The sequence below is a fragment of the Micromonospora sp. WMMD1219 genome (assembly GCF_049315215.1).
In the GTDB taxonomy this organism is placed as follows: domain Bacteria; phylum Actinomycetota; class Actinomycetes; order Mycobacteriales; family Micromonosporaceae; genus Micromonospora; species Micromonospora tulbaghiae.
The window spans coordinates 5,511,005-5,523,980 of sequence record NZ_CP186057.1 but is presented as its reverse complement, the minus strand read 5'-3'; the positions used below and the strand labels follow the sequence as shown (position 1 = coordinate 5,523,980).

14 protein-coding genes are annotated in these 12,976 nt (G+C 73.1%); 8 read left to right on the top strand and 6 right to left on the bottom strand.

The window, feature by feature from the left end:
- Nucleotides 1-58: 58 nt before the first annotated feature.
- The 3 genes from ACN27C_RS25810 to ACN27C_RS25800 all read left to right on the top strand — a co-directional run bounded on the left by ACN27C_RS25810 (nucleotide 59) and on the right by ACN27C_RS25800 (nucleotide 3,188).
- The gene (locus ACN27C_RS25810; RefSeq protein WP_422748681.1) at nucleotides 59-2,608 is read left to right on the top strand and encodes an ATP-dependent Clp protease ATP-binding subunit; all 2,550 of its coding nucleotides are present in this window, start codon (nucleotides 59-61) and stop codon (nucleotides 2,606-2,608) included.
- A 62-nt stretch (nucleotides 2,609-2,670) separates the two neighbouring features.
- The gene (locus tag ACN27C_RS25805; RefSeq protein ID WP_162959103.1) at nucleotides 2,671-2,838 is read left to right on the top strand and encodes a hypothetical protein; all 168 of its coding nucleotides are present in this window, start codon (nucleotides 2,671-2,673) and stop codon (nucleotides 2,836-2,838) included.
- The gene (locus tag ACN27C_RS25800) at nucleotides 2,838-3,188 is read left to right on the top strand and encodes a DUF3140 domain-containing protein (RefSeq protein ID WP_120570109.1); all 351 of its coding nucleotides are present in this window, start codon (nucleotides 2,838-2,840) and stop codon (nucleotides 3,186-3,188) included. The genes ACN27C_RS25805 and ACN27C_RS25800 overlap by 1 nt, the downstream gene beginning before the upstream one ends.
- 46 nt (nucleotides 3,189-3,234) lie before the next feature.
- On the opposite strand, the gene ACN27C_RS25795 is transcribed toward ACN27C_RS25800, so the two are convergent.
- From ACN27C_RS25795 to ACN27C_RS25785, 3 genes are read right to left on the bottom strand one after another with little or no spacing between them, the layout of a single operon-like run.
- Nucleotides 3,235-3,471 carry a hypothetical protein gene (locus tag ACN27C_RS25795; RefSeq protein ID WP_120570108.1) on the bottom strand — a complete coding sequence of 79 codons (237 nt, stop codon included), beginning with the start codon at nucleotides 3,469-3,471 and terminating at the stop codon, nucleotides 3,235-3,237.
- 20 nt (nucleotides 3,472-3,491) lie between these two features.
- Nucleotides 3,492-4,478: a LysR family transcriptional regulator gene (locus ACN27C_RS25790; protein ID WP_047893392.1), complete on the bottom strand. Its 987-nt coding sequence runs from the start codon at nucleotides 4,476-4,478 to the stop codon at nucleotides 3,492-3,494.
- A gap of 47 nt (nucleotides 4,479-4,525) precedes the next feature.
- The gene (locus tag ACN27C_RS25785) at nucleotides 4,526-5,143 is read right to left on the bottom strand and encodes a hemerythrin domain-containing protein (protein ID WP_422748677.1); all 618 of its coding nucleotides are present in this window, start codon (nucleotides 5,141-5,143) and stop codon (nucleotides 4,526-4,528) included.
- 128 nt (nucleotides 5,144-5,271) lie between these two features.
- Here ACN27C_RS25785 and ACN27C_RS25780 point away from each other — a divergent pair, with 128 nt between their 5' ends.
- Both ACN27C_RS25780 and ACN27C_RS25775 read left to right on the top strand, forming a co-directional pair.
- Nucleotides 5,272-6,600 carry a M20/M25/M40 family metallo-hydrolase gene (locus ACN27C_RS25780; protein WP_422748675.1) on the top strand — a complete coding sequence of 443 codons (1,329 nt, stop codon included), beginning with the start codon at nucleotides 5,272-5,274 and terminating at the stop codon, nucleotides 6,598-6,600.
- A 61-nt stretch (nucleotides 6,601-6,661) separates the two neighbouring features.
- Nucleotides 6,662-7,315 (top strand): hypothetical protein, encoded by a 654-nt coding sequence (locus tag ACN27C_RS25775; protein WP_013286069.1) that lies wholly within the window; start codon nucleotides 6,662-6,664, stop codon nucleotides 7,313-7,315.
- A 57-nt stretch (nucleotides 7,316-7,372) separates the two neighbouring features.
- On the opposite strand, the gene ACN27C_RS25770 is transcribed toward ACN27C_RS25775, so the two are convergent.
- Together ACN27C_RS25770 and ACN27C_RS25765 are read right to left on the bottom strand one after the other, a co-directional pair.
- Nucleotides 7,373-7,564 (bottom strand): DUF5703 family protein, encoded by a 192-nt coding sequence (locus ACN27C_RS25770; RefSeq protein WP_030274256.1) that lies wholly within the window; start codon nucleotides 7,562-7,564, stop codon nucleotides 7,373-7,375.
- Between the two features lie 70 nt (nucleotides 7,565-7,634).
- Complete coding sequence (locus ACN27C_RS25765) at nucleotides 7,635-8,603, bottom strand: aldo/keto reductase (RefSeq protein WP_013286071.1); 969 nt, start codon at nucleotides 8,601-8,603, stop codon at nucleotides 7,635-7,637.
- 164 nt (nucleotides 8,604-8,767) lie between these two features.
- On the opposite strand from ACN27C_RS25765, the gene ACN27C_RS25760 reads away from it, so the two are divergent.
- A complete protein-coding gene (locus ACN27C_RS25760; protein ID WP_422748672.1) occupies nucleotides 8,768-9,820 on the top strand; it encodes an LLM class F420-dependent oxidoreductase in 1,053 nt (350 codons plus the stop codon).
- Entirely contained in the window at nucleotides 9,817-10,653 is an 837-nt protein-coding gene (locus ACN27C_RS25755; protein ID WP_252453980.1) for an undecaprenyl-diphosphate phosphatase, read from the top strand. Before ACN27C_RS25760 ends, ACN27C_RS25755 begins: the two co-directional genes overlap by 4 nt.
- A 78-nt stretch (nucleotides 10,654-10,731) precedes the next feature.
- Here ACN27C_RS25755 and ACN27C_RS25750 read toward each other — a convergent pair whose 3' ends face one another.
- Nucleotides 10,732-11,325 carry a hypothetical protein gene (locus tag ACN27C_RS25750; protein WP_422748670.1) on the bottom strand — a complete coding sequence of 198 codons (594 nt, stop codon included), beginning with the start codon at nucleotides 11,323-11,325 and terminating at the stop codon, nucleotides 10,732-10,734.
- Nucleotides 11,326-12,194: 869 nt separating this feature from the next.
- On the opposite strand from ACN27C_RS25750, the gene ACN27C_RS25745 reads away from it, so the two are divergent.
- Complete coding sequence (locus ACN27C_RS25745) at nucleotides 12,195-12,908, top strand: histidine phosphatase family protein (protein WP_121685071.1); 714 nt, start codon at nucleotides 12,195-12,197, stop codon at nucleotides 12,906-12,908.
- Nucleotides 12,909-12,976: the final 68 nt, after the last annotated feature.

The window sequence follows — 12,976 nt, the reverse complement described above, 5'->3', positions numbered from 1 at the left end:
CGCCGACCGTGCCGCGCGTGCCGGGTGCCGGTCGTGCCGACTGACTGCGGAGGACGAGATGATGGGACCGGGTGACTTCGGCAACGACCCCTGGGACGAGTTCCTGGCCCGATACTTCGGCCGGGGCGAGGGGGGACGCCGGCCGGCGCACCGGGTCGACATCACCCGCCTGATGACCGCCGACGCCCGGGAGATGCTCGCCGACGCGGCCCGCCGCGCCGCGCAGAAGCACAGCAACGACCTGGACACCGACCACCTGCTCTGGGCGGCGTTGCAGCGCGAGCCGCTGCGCGACCTGGTCCGCCGGGCCGGCGCCGACCCGGACGCGCTGCTGGGCGCGCTGGGCGGGCGCGGTGAGGGCGCGCCGCGCGGCGAGGTGCCGCCGAACCTGTCGCTGACCCCGGCCGCGAAGCGGGCGCTGCTCGACGCCCACCAGCTGTCCCGGGCGATGGGCGCCAACTACATCGGTCCCGAGCACATCCTGATGGCGTTGCCGCTGAACCCCGAGTCGCCGGCCGGCCGGATGCTCGCCGCCGGCCGGATCCAGCCCGAGTCGTTGCAGGCGGCCAGCGCCGAGCGCGGCGCGACGAACGCCCCGCGCCCGGACCGGGGCACCCCGACGCTCGACCAGTACGGCCAGGACCTCACCGAGCTGGCCCGGATGGACCAGATCGACCCGGTGGTCGGCCGGGCCGACGAGATCGAGCAGGCGGTGGAGATCCTGTCCCGGCGCACCAAGAACAACCCGGTGCTGATCGGCGAGGCCGGTGTCGGCAAGACCGCGATCGTGGAGGGCCTCGCGGAGCGGATCTGCGACGGCGACGTGCCGCAGACGCTGATCGGCAAGCGGGTGATCCAGCTCGACCTGTCCGGCCTGGTCGCCGGCACCCGCTACCGGGGCGACTTCGAGGAACGGCTGAAGAAGGTGATCGACGAGATCCGCGCCCACCGCGAGGAGCTGATCATCTTCCTGGACGAGATCCACACGCTGGTCGGCGCGGGCGGCGCCGGCAGCGAGGGTGGGATGGACGCCTCGAACATGCTCAAGCCGGCCCTGGCGCGCGGCGAGCTGCGGGTGATCGGCGCGACCACGCTCGACGAGTACCGGCGCAGCATCGAGAAGGACGCCGCGCTGGCCCGCCGGTTCCAGCCGGTGCTGGTGCCCGAGCCGACAGTCGACGACACCATCTCGATCCTGCGCGGCCTGCGCGACCGGTACGAGGCGCACCACCAGGTCCGGTTCACCGACGAGGCGCTGGTGGCCGCCGCAGAGCTGTCCGACCGGTACGTCACCGACCGGTTCCTGCCGGACAAGGCGATCGACCTGATCGACCAGGCCGGCGCCCGGGTGCGGCTGCGCACCCGTACCCCCGCCGAGGACGTGCGCGAGCTGGAGCAGCAGCTCGACGAGACGCGCCGGGACAAGGAGCAGGCGGTCTCCGACGAGCAGTACGAGCGGGCCTCCGCGCTGCGCGACCGGCTCGCCGAACTGGAGGACCAGGTCCGCCGCGCCCGTGGCGACGAGGGCCCCAACCACGTGCCCGAGGTGGGGCCGACGGAGATCGCGGAGGTGGTCTCCCGGGCCACCGGCATCCCGGTCACCCAGCTCACCGAGGAGGAACGCGACCGGCTGCTGCGCCTGGAGGGGCACCTGCACGAGAAGGTGATCGGGCAGGACGACGCGGTCACCGCCGTCGCCGAGGCGGTACGCCGGTCCCGTACCGGCCTGGCCGACCCGGACCGGCCGATGGGCAGTTTCCTGTTCCTCGGCCCGACCGGCGTGGGCAAGACCGAGCTGGCCCGGGCGCTGGCCGAGGCGCTGTTCGGCGAGGCGGACCGGATGGTCCGGGTGGACATGAGCGAGTTCCAGGAACGGCACACGGTCAGCCGGCTGGTCGGCGCCCCGCCCGGATACGTCGGCTACGAGGAGGCCGGCCAGCTCACCGAGGCGGTTCGCCGCCGCCCGTACGCGGTGGTGCTGCTCGACGAGATCGAGAAGGCGCACCCGGACGTGTTCAACATCCTGCTCCAGGTGCTCGACGACGGCCGGCTCACCGACAGCCAGGGCCGTACCGTGAACTTCAAGAACACCGTCCTGATCATGACCAGCAACCTCGGCTCGGAGCTGATCACCGGCACCCAGCGCACCGTCGGGTTCGCCACCGGTGCGCCCGGCGAGCAGGAGAGCGACGAGCTGCGGGAGCGGCTGATGCGCCGGCTGCAGGAGAACTTCCGCCCGGAGTTCCTCAACCGCATCGACGAGGTGATCATCTTCCAGCGGCTGGAGGCCGAGCAGCTGCGCCAGATCACCGGGCTGCTGCTGGAGGAGACCCGCCGCCGCATGCACGCCCAGGACATCCAGGTCGACTTCAGCACCGCCGGCGTCGACTGGCTCGCCGAGCACGGCTACCAGCCCGAGTTCGGCGCCCGCCCGCTGCGCCGGGTGATCCAGCGCGAGGTCGACAACCGGCTGTCCCGGATGCTGCTGGAGCACGAGGTCTCACCGGGGCAGAAGGTCACCGTCGACACCCGCGACGGCCAGCTCGTCTTCGACGTCGCCGCCGGTGAGCGCGGCTACACGCCGGCCACCACGTCCCATCCCCGATGACCGGCCGGGGCCCGTCCCGGCCGGACCGGGACGGGCCGTCACCGAAGGACCGGAGGGCGGACATGACCGAACCCGAGGAAGTCCCCGACGACACCGGGGCCGGTGAACCGATCGAGGCGGCCCCGACGGCGAACCCGGCCCGGGTGCGGGTGCCGCCGGAGGGCCTGAAACAGCACCCACCGAACGAGGGCGAGCCGGCATCCGGGCCGCCGCCGGGAGAGGAGGCGTGATGGTACGCGAGGCGCGACTCGACCCCGAGGTCGAGGTGATCTGGGACGACTTCCACGCCGAGGTGAACGTGCCCTCCGAGACGCTGCGGCAGTGGCTGCTGACCCGCGGCTCGGGGGAGGAGGCGTTCGGCCCGGATCCGGACCTCGACCTGCCCGAGCCGGGCCGTCAGATCCTCGCCGTGCTGCGCAAGCGCAAGGTGGACCTCACGCCGGAGGACATCGAGGTGATGCAGGAGGCGATCACCCGGATCCGGGAGCTGACCGCGCAGCGGCCACGCCGGGGCAACGCCGACGACGAGTGGCGGCACGCCCTGCTCGACCTCGGCCACGACGTACTCGTCGAACGCTGAGCCGGTACGACGGCGCCCGGGCGGACCACCGCCCGGGCGCCGCCGGCTACTCCGACTCCAGGCTGGGCAGCCGCAGCCCGGCCGCGTCCGCCGCGGCCTGCCGGTCGGCCCGGGCGCGTTCCTCGCGGCTGAGCAGGTTGGCGTACTCGGTCACGTCGGCCGGACCCGGCACCTCCGGCAACCGGCGCAGGAACGCCTCCACCTCGGCGGAGGCGCTGGTGTGCGCGGTGGCCGCCTGGCGCAGCAGCTCCCGCTGGTCGGCGGCCGGATACAGATCAGTCATGTCGCCGGTGATACCCGGGTTCAGGCGATTCGCACCCCGCCCGAGCCGTTGGGCTGCACGCCGAACTCCGGATGCGCCAGCAGCCACCCCAGGTATTCCGGATGGTTCGCCAGCGCGTCGGTGTACGCCGCGACCGCCGCCGCCAGCACCGGCTCGGCCACCGCCGCGGCGGGCACGTCCGGATGCCAGCCCAGCAGCAGCCGCCAGCGCAGCGGCGTGCCGGCGAGCCGGCGGGTGACCAGCCCGGCCACCGGACGGAACGTGGCCTGGCACAACGCCACCGCCTCGCCCGCGTCCACCAGGTCCAGCGCGGCCCGCACGTCCGCCTCGTACACCTTCTTCGGGGTGAAGCCGGCGCGGGCGCAGGCGGCGGCGAAGCAGTCGCCGAAGCAGCCGTCGCCGGGCGCGGCCACCCACCGCTCGCGCCGCAGGTCGACCAGGTCGACCTCGGCGTGGCCGGCCAGCGGGTGGGTCTGCGGCAGCAGCACGCAGATCGGCTCGACCGCCACCTCCCGCCAGCTCAGCCCGAACCCGGCCGACGGCGTCGAGTCGCCGCACACGCCGGTCAGCGCGAAGTCGAGCCGGCCACCGGCCACCATCTGCGCCAGCTCGTCCACCGACCAGGAGCCGTACGTGGTGATCTGCGCGTCCGGCCGCTCGGCGGCGAGCCGGTGCACCAGCCGGCCCAGGATCGGGCTGTTCACCCCGCCGAAGCGGTACCGGCGCAGCGGATCGCCCGCACCGGCCATCCGGGCCGCCTCGTCCCGCAGGCCCTTCATCGCCGGCAGCAGCACCCGCGCCCGGTCCAGCACCAGCTCACCCAGCGCGGTGGGACGGGCGCCGCGGCGGTCCCGTTCGAACAACGGCCCGCCCAGCGCCCGTTCGATCCGCTGAAGCTGGGCGGTCAGCGCCGGCTGGGCCAGGCCGAGCGCCGAGGCGGCCTTGGTGACGCTCCCCGTCTCCGCGATCGCGCAGACCACACGCAGGTGTCGCAGCTCCAGATCCATACCGTGACGGTAGGACCACGAACCGATACACGGAAGGGGCGATCGGCTCACCCCTCGCGCGGATGCTCCAGGTCGCTCAGCCGGGTACGCCGTCCGGTGACCGCGTCGCGCACCTTGTCCAGGACCCCGACCGCCGGTTCGACGATCTTGTTCCAGGGCGGGGTGGCGGGCGTGCCGGGGTGCGGGCGGGTCGGCGCCGCCTCCTCCGCGATCTCCCACCGGTTGCCCAGCCGGATCAGGTCGGCGTCGCTGGCCACCTCGCGCAGCGGCGTGACCAGCGCCGCGACACGGCTGACGTGCCGGCGGACCCGCTCGGCCACGTCCGCGACCGCCGGGTCGTCCGCCCCGGACAGCTTCTTGAGCGCGGTCAGCAGCCCGGCGTCGGCCTCGATCTCCCGCTCGACCAGCTCGGCGGCGTCCGGCATCGCGGCGCGGGCGGCCGGGAACAGGTACTGCTCCTCGGCGGACAGGTGCCGGGACACCGCGGCGGTCAGGACGTCGAGCACCTCGCGCCGGCCGGCCGCGTCCAGCGCCGGATCGGTGACCCGGTCGGCCAGCCCCAGCAGCGCCCGGTGCTCGGTGTCCACGAGGTCGGCGACGCTGCGCCCACCCGGCCGGTACGCGTCGTCGGCGGCGGGCGGCAGCGGCGGCAGGGGGACGGTCATGGTGCCCTCCTCGTGACGGCCGGAGTCGATGTCCGGGCGGTCCGGCGGTACCCGGCGCGGCGATCCGCGAAACCGCCGCCGTGCCACCGGCGGCCCGCGACCACCTCACCTGCTGGTATAAGGAAGCGATGACGAGCGACGCCGCCCCCGCCCGACCCGACGCCACCGACGAGGTCGTCGACCTCTGCCGCGACCTGCTGCGCATCGACACCACCAACACCGGCGACAACGACACCAGCGCAGGGGAGCGGCGCGCCGCCGAGTACGTGGCGGAGAAACTCGCCGAGGTCGGCGTCGACGCCGAGATCCACGAGTCGGCGCCCGGCCGGGCCAACCTGGTCGCCCGGATCCCCGGCACCGAGCCCGGCCGCGACGCGCTGCTCGTGCACGGCCACCTCGACGTGGTGCCCGCCGACCCGGACGAGTGGTCGGTGCACCCGTTCTCCGGCGAGATCCGTGACGGCTACCTGTGGGGCCGCGGCGCGATCGACATGAAGGACTTCGACGCCATGGTGCTCGCCGTGGTCCGTGACTGGCAGCGCACCGGCGTCCGCCCCCGGCGCGACGTCGTGCTCGCCTTCACCGCCGACGAGGAGGCCGGCAGCGACTACGGCGCGCACTTCCTCACCCAGCACCACCGCGACCTGTTCGACGGCTGCACCGAGGCGATCGGCGAGGTCGGCGGTTTCTCCTACTCGGTCGACGAGCAGCGCCGCCTCTACCTGATCGAGACCGCCGAGAAGGGCATCGACTGGCTGCGCCTGCGCGCCAGGGGCCGCCCCGGCCACGGCTCGATGGTGCACGACGACAACGCGGTCACCGCGCTCGCCGAGGCGGTCGCCCGGATCGGCCGGCACCGCTTCCCGGTGGTGATGACCGACACCGTACGGGCGTTCCTGGCCGAGGTGTCCGACGTGCTCGGCATCGAGATCGACCCGGACGACCCGGAGACCGCGATCGCCAAGCTCGGCCCGATCGCCAACATCATCGGCGCGACCGTCCGCAACACCGCCAACCCGACCCGGCTGGCCGCCGGCTACAAGGACAACGTCATCCCCGGCCGGGCCACCGCCACCATCGACTGCCGCAGCCTGCCCGGGCAGAGCGAGGAACTGGAGCGGCAGCTGCGCGAGCTGGTCGGGCCGGACATCGCCATCGAGTACGTCCAGCGCCAGCCGGCCCTGGAGACCACGTTCGACGGTGACCTGGTGGCGCGGATGTCGGAGGCGCTGCGCGCCGAGGACCCGGGCGCCCACCCGGTGCCGTACATGCTCTCCGGCGGCACCGACGCCAAGGCGTTCTCCCAGCTCGGCATCCGCTGCTTCGGTTTCGCGCCGCTGCGGCTGCCCGCCGACCTCAATTTCTCCGGCCTGTTCCACGGCATCGACGAGCGGGTTCCGCTGGACGGACTACAGTTCGGCGTGCGGGTTCTGGACCGCTTCCTCCGTACCTGCTGACCGCGCCCGCCGCGGCGCCGCCGGCGCGGAACCTCCCCCCATCGCGAAGGGACTGCCACACATGACCGACCAGCACGGTGAGCTGGACGCCGCCCTCGAGCGGGTGATCGACGCCGCCCGCGCCCACCTGGCCGCCGTCCGGGCCGCCCAGGGCCGGATCGACGACGACGCCGTCTGGCAGGCGTACGTCGCGTTGAACAACGCCTCGTTCGCCTACGACGAGCAGCTGCTCGACGCGTTCGGCGAGGTGACGCCCTGGGACGTGGAGTCGATCGACCCGGACGAGGCCGACGAGCGCTTCGGCGCCGTCGAGGGCGGCGAGCCCACCGACCCGCACCCGCGGGTCATCTCGGTGCGGCAGCGGCGCGACTACCGGGTGCCGAGCGTCGCCGCCCTGCTGCGCGCGGCCGAGGCGGCCCGCCGGGAGGGCACCCCGGAGGAGGACGAGCCGGCGCCGGTCGAGGGCGTCGGCGAGGCGGTGCTGGAGCTGCTGCAGAGCGGCGACGGCTCGCTGTCCGCGCTCGACGTGCCGGAGCTGGAGCCGCTGGACGGTGTGGTGATGGTCAGCGAGGTCGGCACCCCTGTCGACCTGGAGTCGTTCGACGACGACGACCCGGTCGGCCCGTTCCAGCCGGCCGCCGACGACCGGCTGGTCGGCCGGCTCGACGAGCACCCGTTCATGGAGCTCGACGAGGAGCACGACCACGCGCACTAGGCCGTGCGCGTCCCCGGGGCGGCGCCGCGTCGCGCGGCCCCGGGGACGGGCCCCTCGTCAGTACGACAGGCCCGGCTGCGACTGGTTGACCAGGCGGCGCCGCAGCACCACCTGCCGCGTGCCGTCCCGGTAGAGCCGCACCCGGGCCAGCTCCCAGCCGGAGAACTCGGCCTGGATCGCCAGCTGCGCCGCGGCGGTCAGCCGATCGACGTTCGAGGGCAACCGCAGCGGCGCGTATTCGTAGTCCATGCCCCTATGCTGCCCAGGTCGCGGGCCCTCCGCCACCCCCTGCGGGTGACCCGGATCGCCCTCACCCGGCTCAGCCGTCGCGCTCCGGGTAGCCCACCGGTACGGCCGACACGTCGTCCAGCGCCGTGACGATCTCCTCCGGCAGCGTCATCCGCTCCACCTGCAACGCGCCGAGCAGCTGCCCGACGGTGCGGGCACCGAGGATCGGCGCGGTCACACCGGGCCGGTCCCGCACCCAGGCCAGTGCCACCTCCAGCGGCGACACGCCCAGCCCGCCGGCCGCGATGGCGACCGCCTCCACGATGCTGGAGCAGCGCGGCTCCAGGTACGTGGCGACGAAACGCTCGAAGTGCGGCGACACCGCCCGCGAGTCGGCCGGGCGGCCGTTGCGGTACTTGCCGGTGAGCACACCCCGGCCCAGGGGCGACCAGGGCAGCACACCCAGCCCCATCCCCGCGCAGGCGGGCAGCACCTCCCGCTCCACGCCGCGCTCCAGCAGCGAGTACTCCACCTGCGCGGCGACCACCGGGGCGCGCCCCGGCCAGGCGGCCTGCCAGGCGGCGGCCCGCGCGGTCTGCCAGCCGGAGAAGTTCGACACACCCACGTAGCGGGCCTTCCCGCTGGACACCGCGTGGTCCAGGGCGGAGAGCGTCTCCTCCAGCGGGGTGTCCGGGTCGTACCCGTGCACCTGCCACAGGTCGACGTGGTCGGTGCCCAGCCGGCGCAGCGAGGCGTCCAGCGTGCGCAGCAGATGACCGCGCGAGCCGTCCCGGCGGCGGCTGCCCGGCCGCAGGCCCGCCTTGGTGGCGATCAGCAGCTCGTCGCGGTCCACCAGGCTGCCCAGCAGCGAACCGATCACCGACTCGGCGTCGCCGTCGGCGTACACGTCGGCGGTGTCGACGAGGTTGCCGCCCGCGTCGAGGTAGCTCTTCAGCTGGGCGGCCGCGTCGTCGGCATCGGTGTCCCGTCCCCAGGTCATGGTGCCGAGCGCGAGCCGCGATACCGCCAGCCCGCTTCGGCCGAGCGGTCGCTGTTGCATGGGTGAACCTTATTTCGAACCCGGCGTCACGGATATCCTCGCCGCAGTCAACTTCCCGCGCGACCTCCGCCCGGTGTGACATGTTCGGGGCGAGCCGGACGTCGAGGGCGCCACGCTCATTGCGTAACCTGATGCGACCTGTGGTGCGGACGGTGGGAGGATCAGTGCGACTCGGGCTCAACCTCGGATACCAGACGGCGTGGAGCACGCCGTTCGACCACCTGGCGCTGGCCCAGGAGGCGGACCGGCTCGGCTACTCGGTCGTGTGGGCCGCGGAGGCGTACGGCTCGGACTCGCCGAGCATGCTGGCCTGGATCGCCGGGCAGACGGAGCGCATCGACGTGGGCGCCGCGGTCATGCAGATCCCGGCCCGTACCCCGGCCATGACCGCGATGACCGCCGCGACAATCGACACGCTCTCCGGCGGCCGGTTCCGGCTCGGCCTGGGCGTGTCCGGCCCGCAGGTCTCCGAGGGCTGGCACGGCGTCCGGTTCGCCAAGCCGCTGGCCCGCACACGGGAGTACGTCGACATCGTCAAGCTCGCGGTGGCCCGCAAGGAGGTCGCGTACGACGGCGAGCACTACGCGCTGCCGCTGCCCGACGGCCCCGGCAAGGCGCTGCGGCTGGGCTTCCACCCGCCGCGCGAGCACATCCCGATCTACCTGGCCGCCGTCGGCCCGAAGAACCTGGAACTGGCCGGCGAGATCGCCGACGGCTGGCTGGCCGTCTTCTACTCCCCGGAGTTCGCCGAGGAGCACCTCGCCTCGGTCCGGGCCGGCCGCGCGGCGGCGGGCAAGGAGCTGGCCGGCTTCGACGTGGTGCCGTCCGTGCCGGTCGTGGTCGGCGACGACATCGCCACCTGCGCGGAGCTGGTCCGCTGGTACGCCGCGCTGTACGTGGGCGGCATGGGCAGCCGCAAGCAGAACTTCTACAACCAGCTCGCCACCCGGATGGGCTACGGCGACGCGGCCCGCGAGGTGCAGGACCTCTACCTGGCCAAGCGGCAGCGCGACGCGGCGGCCGCCGTACCGATGGAGTTCATCGACCGCACCTCGCTGCTCGGCCCCAAGGAGCGCATCGCCGAGCGGATGCGGGAGTACGCCGCCGCGGGCGTGACCACGCTGTCGGTGTCGCTGTTCGTGGCCGACCGGGAGAGCGGGGTGCAGACCCTGCGTACCGTCGCCGAGGCGCTGGAGCTGTCCGGAGTCGGCGAGTGACCTGGATCGAGGCCGTCGTCCTGGGCCTGGTCCAGGGACTGACCGAGTTCCTTCCGGTGTCCTCGTCCGGGCACCTGCGGATCACCTCGGCCCTGTTCTTCGGCCGGGACGCGGGCGCGTCGTTCACCGCGGTGACCCAGCTCGGCACCGAGGCCGCCGTCCTGATCTACTTCGCCAAGGACATCTGGCGGATCGTCCGGACCTGGTTCGTCGGCCTGGTCGACCGCTCGGTGCGTTCCAGCCTCGACTACCGGATGGGCTGGTACGTCATCGTCGGCACCATCCCGATCGGCATCTTCGGGCTGATCTTCAAGGACCAGATCCGCACCGCCGGCCGGAACCTCTGGCTGATCTCCTGCACGCTGATCATCGGTGCGATGCTGCTGGCCTTCGCCGAGTACTGGGGCCGGCAGACCCGCACGCTGGAGAACTTCCGGATGCGCGACGGCGTGGTGATGGGCTTCGCCCAGGCCGCGGCGCTGGTCCCCGGCGTGTCCCGGTCGGGCGGCACCCTGACCGCGGGCCTGCTGCTCAACCTGACCCGGGAGACCGCGGCCCGCTACTCGTTCCTGCTGGCCATCCCGGCCGTGGTGATCTCCGGCGTGTTCAGCCTGCCGGACGTGTTCGAGCCGTCGGCGCCGGGCACCGCCGCGCCGAGCGTGGCGCAGATGGTGATCGCGACGCTCATCGCGTTCGCCGTCGGGTACGCGGCCATCGCCTGGCTGCTGCGCTACGTCGCCCACCACACGCTGTACGTCTTCGTGCTGTACCGGGTGGCGCTGGGCAGCCTGGTGATCTGCCTCCTGGCGACCGGCACGATCAGCGCCACCTGACGCCGTCTCTGGCACGCGAGAAGGCCGGCACCCCGTTGGTTCGGGGTGCCGGCCTTCCGCTGTGTCTCACTTGTTCTCTCAGCTGTTCCAGTGTTCGGCGACGAGGTCGGCGGCCTGCTGCTCCCACTGGGCGTAGTGGTCCGGGTAGGCGGACACCTGGACGGTCTGGGCGGCCTTGGTCAGCGGCATGTCCTGCCAGCCGTCGACCTGCTTCAGACCCTTCAGGAACGCCGTGGTCGAGTACTCGGGGTCGGTGATCTGCTCCACCGTGCCCCAACCGGAGGACGGACGCTGCTGGAACAGGCCCTGGGAGTCGTGGTCGTTACGGTCACCGAGGTGGCCGAGGTTCTCCAGCTTCGACTCCTGCAGTGCGGTGGCGATGGAGACGACCGCGGCGCGTTCGTCCATGCCGGCCTTCTTCGTCGCGGCGATGATCGCCTTCACGTTGGCGGTCTGCTCGTCGTCGAGGTCGATGTGGGACTGGTTGCCCTGCACGCCGTGCGGGATCAGCGTGGCGCTGTCGAGCTTCGCGGCGGCCTGCGTCGTGGTGACCGCGGCGTCCCGCGTGGTGGGGGTGCTGGTGTCGTCGTGGTTGAGCGGGCCGGCGGCGAGGCCGCCGGCGACGGTCAGACCGGCGATACCGAGGATGCTCTTACGCAGGATGCTGTTCATGGTGGGCTCCGTTCGGGGGTCGACGCATCCGGGGGGATGCGTGGGCACCGTCAGGCGCTCAAGCAAGTCTGTTCGGGGGACCCGGCGTCTGTTCACGCGGCCCGCGGACGCCCTGGGGAGGCGTTGCGGGCTCGCTGGTTGCGCCGGAGACATGTCCAACGACCGCCGGCCCGGGATCATTCCCGGACGCTGCCGCCCGCGTGCTGCGGGTGCGGGGGCGCTGCTGCGGTCGTTCACCAGGTACAACGCCCCGCCACTGTCCCCGATTCCGCCGCCCGGGTGCCCCCGACCACCCTGAAACCGGACAGCCGACGCACCGCGGGACACCCGCCTCCCGGCCCTCCACCCCCACCCCCGACCGTGGCCCGCGAGGGTCGATCATGAAGTTGACGGCACCTCGCGTCCGGTTTGTCACCGTCAACTTCATGATCAATCGGAAGGTCGAGCCGCCGACGGCGGTCTCGAAGGGCTCGCGAGAGATCTTGGTACGGAACGGCCCCCGTAAGGGCGGGAACGTACCAAGATCTCCATCCTGCGGCGGCAGAGAGCCGGCGCAGGGCGAATGTCGGTGCGAGCGGGTCCCGGCGCACGGACACCACGGGAGATCTTGGAAGGAAACGGCCCTCATGGGGGCCGAAATCGTCCAAGATCTCCGGCTGCCGCCCAACGCGCCCCCTTGGGTGGTAGCGGGCCGCCGCTGCCTCGGGCTGCTGGTGTCGACCATGAGGTTGACCGGGATTGGTGTCCGTTTTGCCTGGTGCAGCTTCATGATCGACGCCGACGGGTGGAGGTTCGGGAACCGGTGTGCGGGGGCGGGGAGGTGGGGGGTGTCGTGGCGGGACGATCATCCGAGGGGCGTACCGCCTAGGGTGGTCAGCGTGGCGACCCTTCTGCTTCTGCGACACGGCCGGACCACCGCGAACGCCGACGGCGGCCTGGCCGGGCGGCAACCGGTCGAGCTCGACGACACCGGCCGCGCGCAGGCGGCGGCGGTCGGCGCGCGCCTCGCCGGGCTGCCGCTGGCGGCGGTGGTGACCAGCCCGCTCATCCGCTGCCGGCAGACCCTCGACCTGGCGCTGCCGGGCGTCGAGCCGGTGGTGGACGACGGGTTGATCGAGTGCGGGTACGGCGACTGGGAGGGGCAGTCGCTGAAGAAGCTGGCGAAGGAGCCGCTGTGGCCGGTGGTCCAGCAGCACCCGAGCGCCGCCGCGTTCCCGCAGGGCGAGTCGATGGCGGCGATGTCCGCGCGCGCGGTGGCCGCGGTACGGGCGTGGGACGCGCGGGTCACCGCCGAGCACGGGCCGGAGGCGGTCTGGCTGGCGTGCAGCCACGGCGACGTGATCAAGGCGATCGTGGCGGACGCGCTCGGCGTACACCTTGATCTTTTTCAGCGGATCGTGGCCGACCCGGCGTCGGTCACGGCGATCCGCTACACCCCGTTGCGGCCGTTCCTGGTCCGGCTCAACGACACCGGCGGTGACCTGTCGGCGCTGGTCCCGCCGCCGCGCAAGCGGCGCCGGCGCCCGGCGCGTGCGGCCGAGTCCGACGCGGCGGTCGGCGGAGGCGCGGGCGCGGCCGGGTGAGCCGGGCGTGCCGCGGCGCGTTCGCTCTGGGCGGATTCGGCGTCGGTGGGCTGCGCGGCGCTTCCACA

Bases quoted from the DNA above. Each gene is read 5' to 3' on its own strand.
- ACN27C_RS25810 (WP_422748681.1), top strand. From the start codon at position 59: ATGATGGGACCGGGTGACTTCGGCAACGACCCCTGGGACGAGTTCCTG.
- ACN27C_RS25805 (WP_162959103.1), top strand. From the start codon at position 2,671: ATGACCGAACCCGAGGAAGTCCCCGACGACACCGGGGCCGGTGAACCG.
- ACN27C_RS25800 (WP_120570109.1), top strand. From the start codon at position 2,838: ATGGTACGCGAGGCGCGACTCGACCCCGAGGTCGAGGTGATCTGGGAC.
- ACN27C_RS25795 (WP_120570108.1), bottom strand. From the start codon at position 3,471: ATGACTGATCTGTATCCGGCCGCCGACCAGCGGGAGCTGCTGCGCCAG.
- ACN27C_RS25790 (WP_047893392.1), bottom strand. From the start codon at position 4,478: ATGGATCTGGAGCTGCGACACCTGCGTGTGGTCTGCGCGATCGCGGAG.
- ACN27C_RS25785 (WP_422748677.1), bottom strand. From the start codon at position 5,143: ATGACCGTCCCCCTGCCGCCGCTGCCGCCCGCCGCCGACGACGCGTAC.
- ACN27C_RS25780 (WP_422748675.1), top strand. From the start codon at position 5,272: ATGACGAGCGACGCCGCCCCCGCCCGACCCGACGCCACCGACGAGGTC.
- ACN27C_RS25775 (WP_013286069.1), top strand. From the start codon at position 6,662: ATGACCGACCAGCACGGTGAGCTGGACGCCGCCCTCGAGCGGGTGATC.
- ACN27C_RS25770 (WP_030274256.1), bottom strand. From the start codon at position 7,564: ATGGACTACGAATACGCGCCGCTGCGGTTGCCCTCGAACGTCGATCGG.
- ACN27C_RS25765 (WP_013286071.1), bottom strand. From the start codon at position 8,603: ATGCAACAGCGACCGCTCGGCCGAAGCGGGCTGGCGGTATCGCGGCTC.
- ACN27C_RS25750 (WP_422748670.1), bottom strand. From the start codon at position 11,325: ATGAACAGCATCCTGCGTAAGAGCATCCTCGGTATCGCCGGTCTGACC.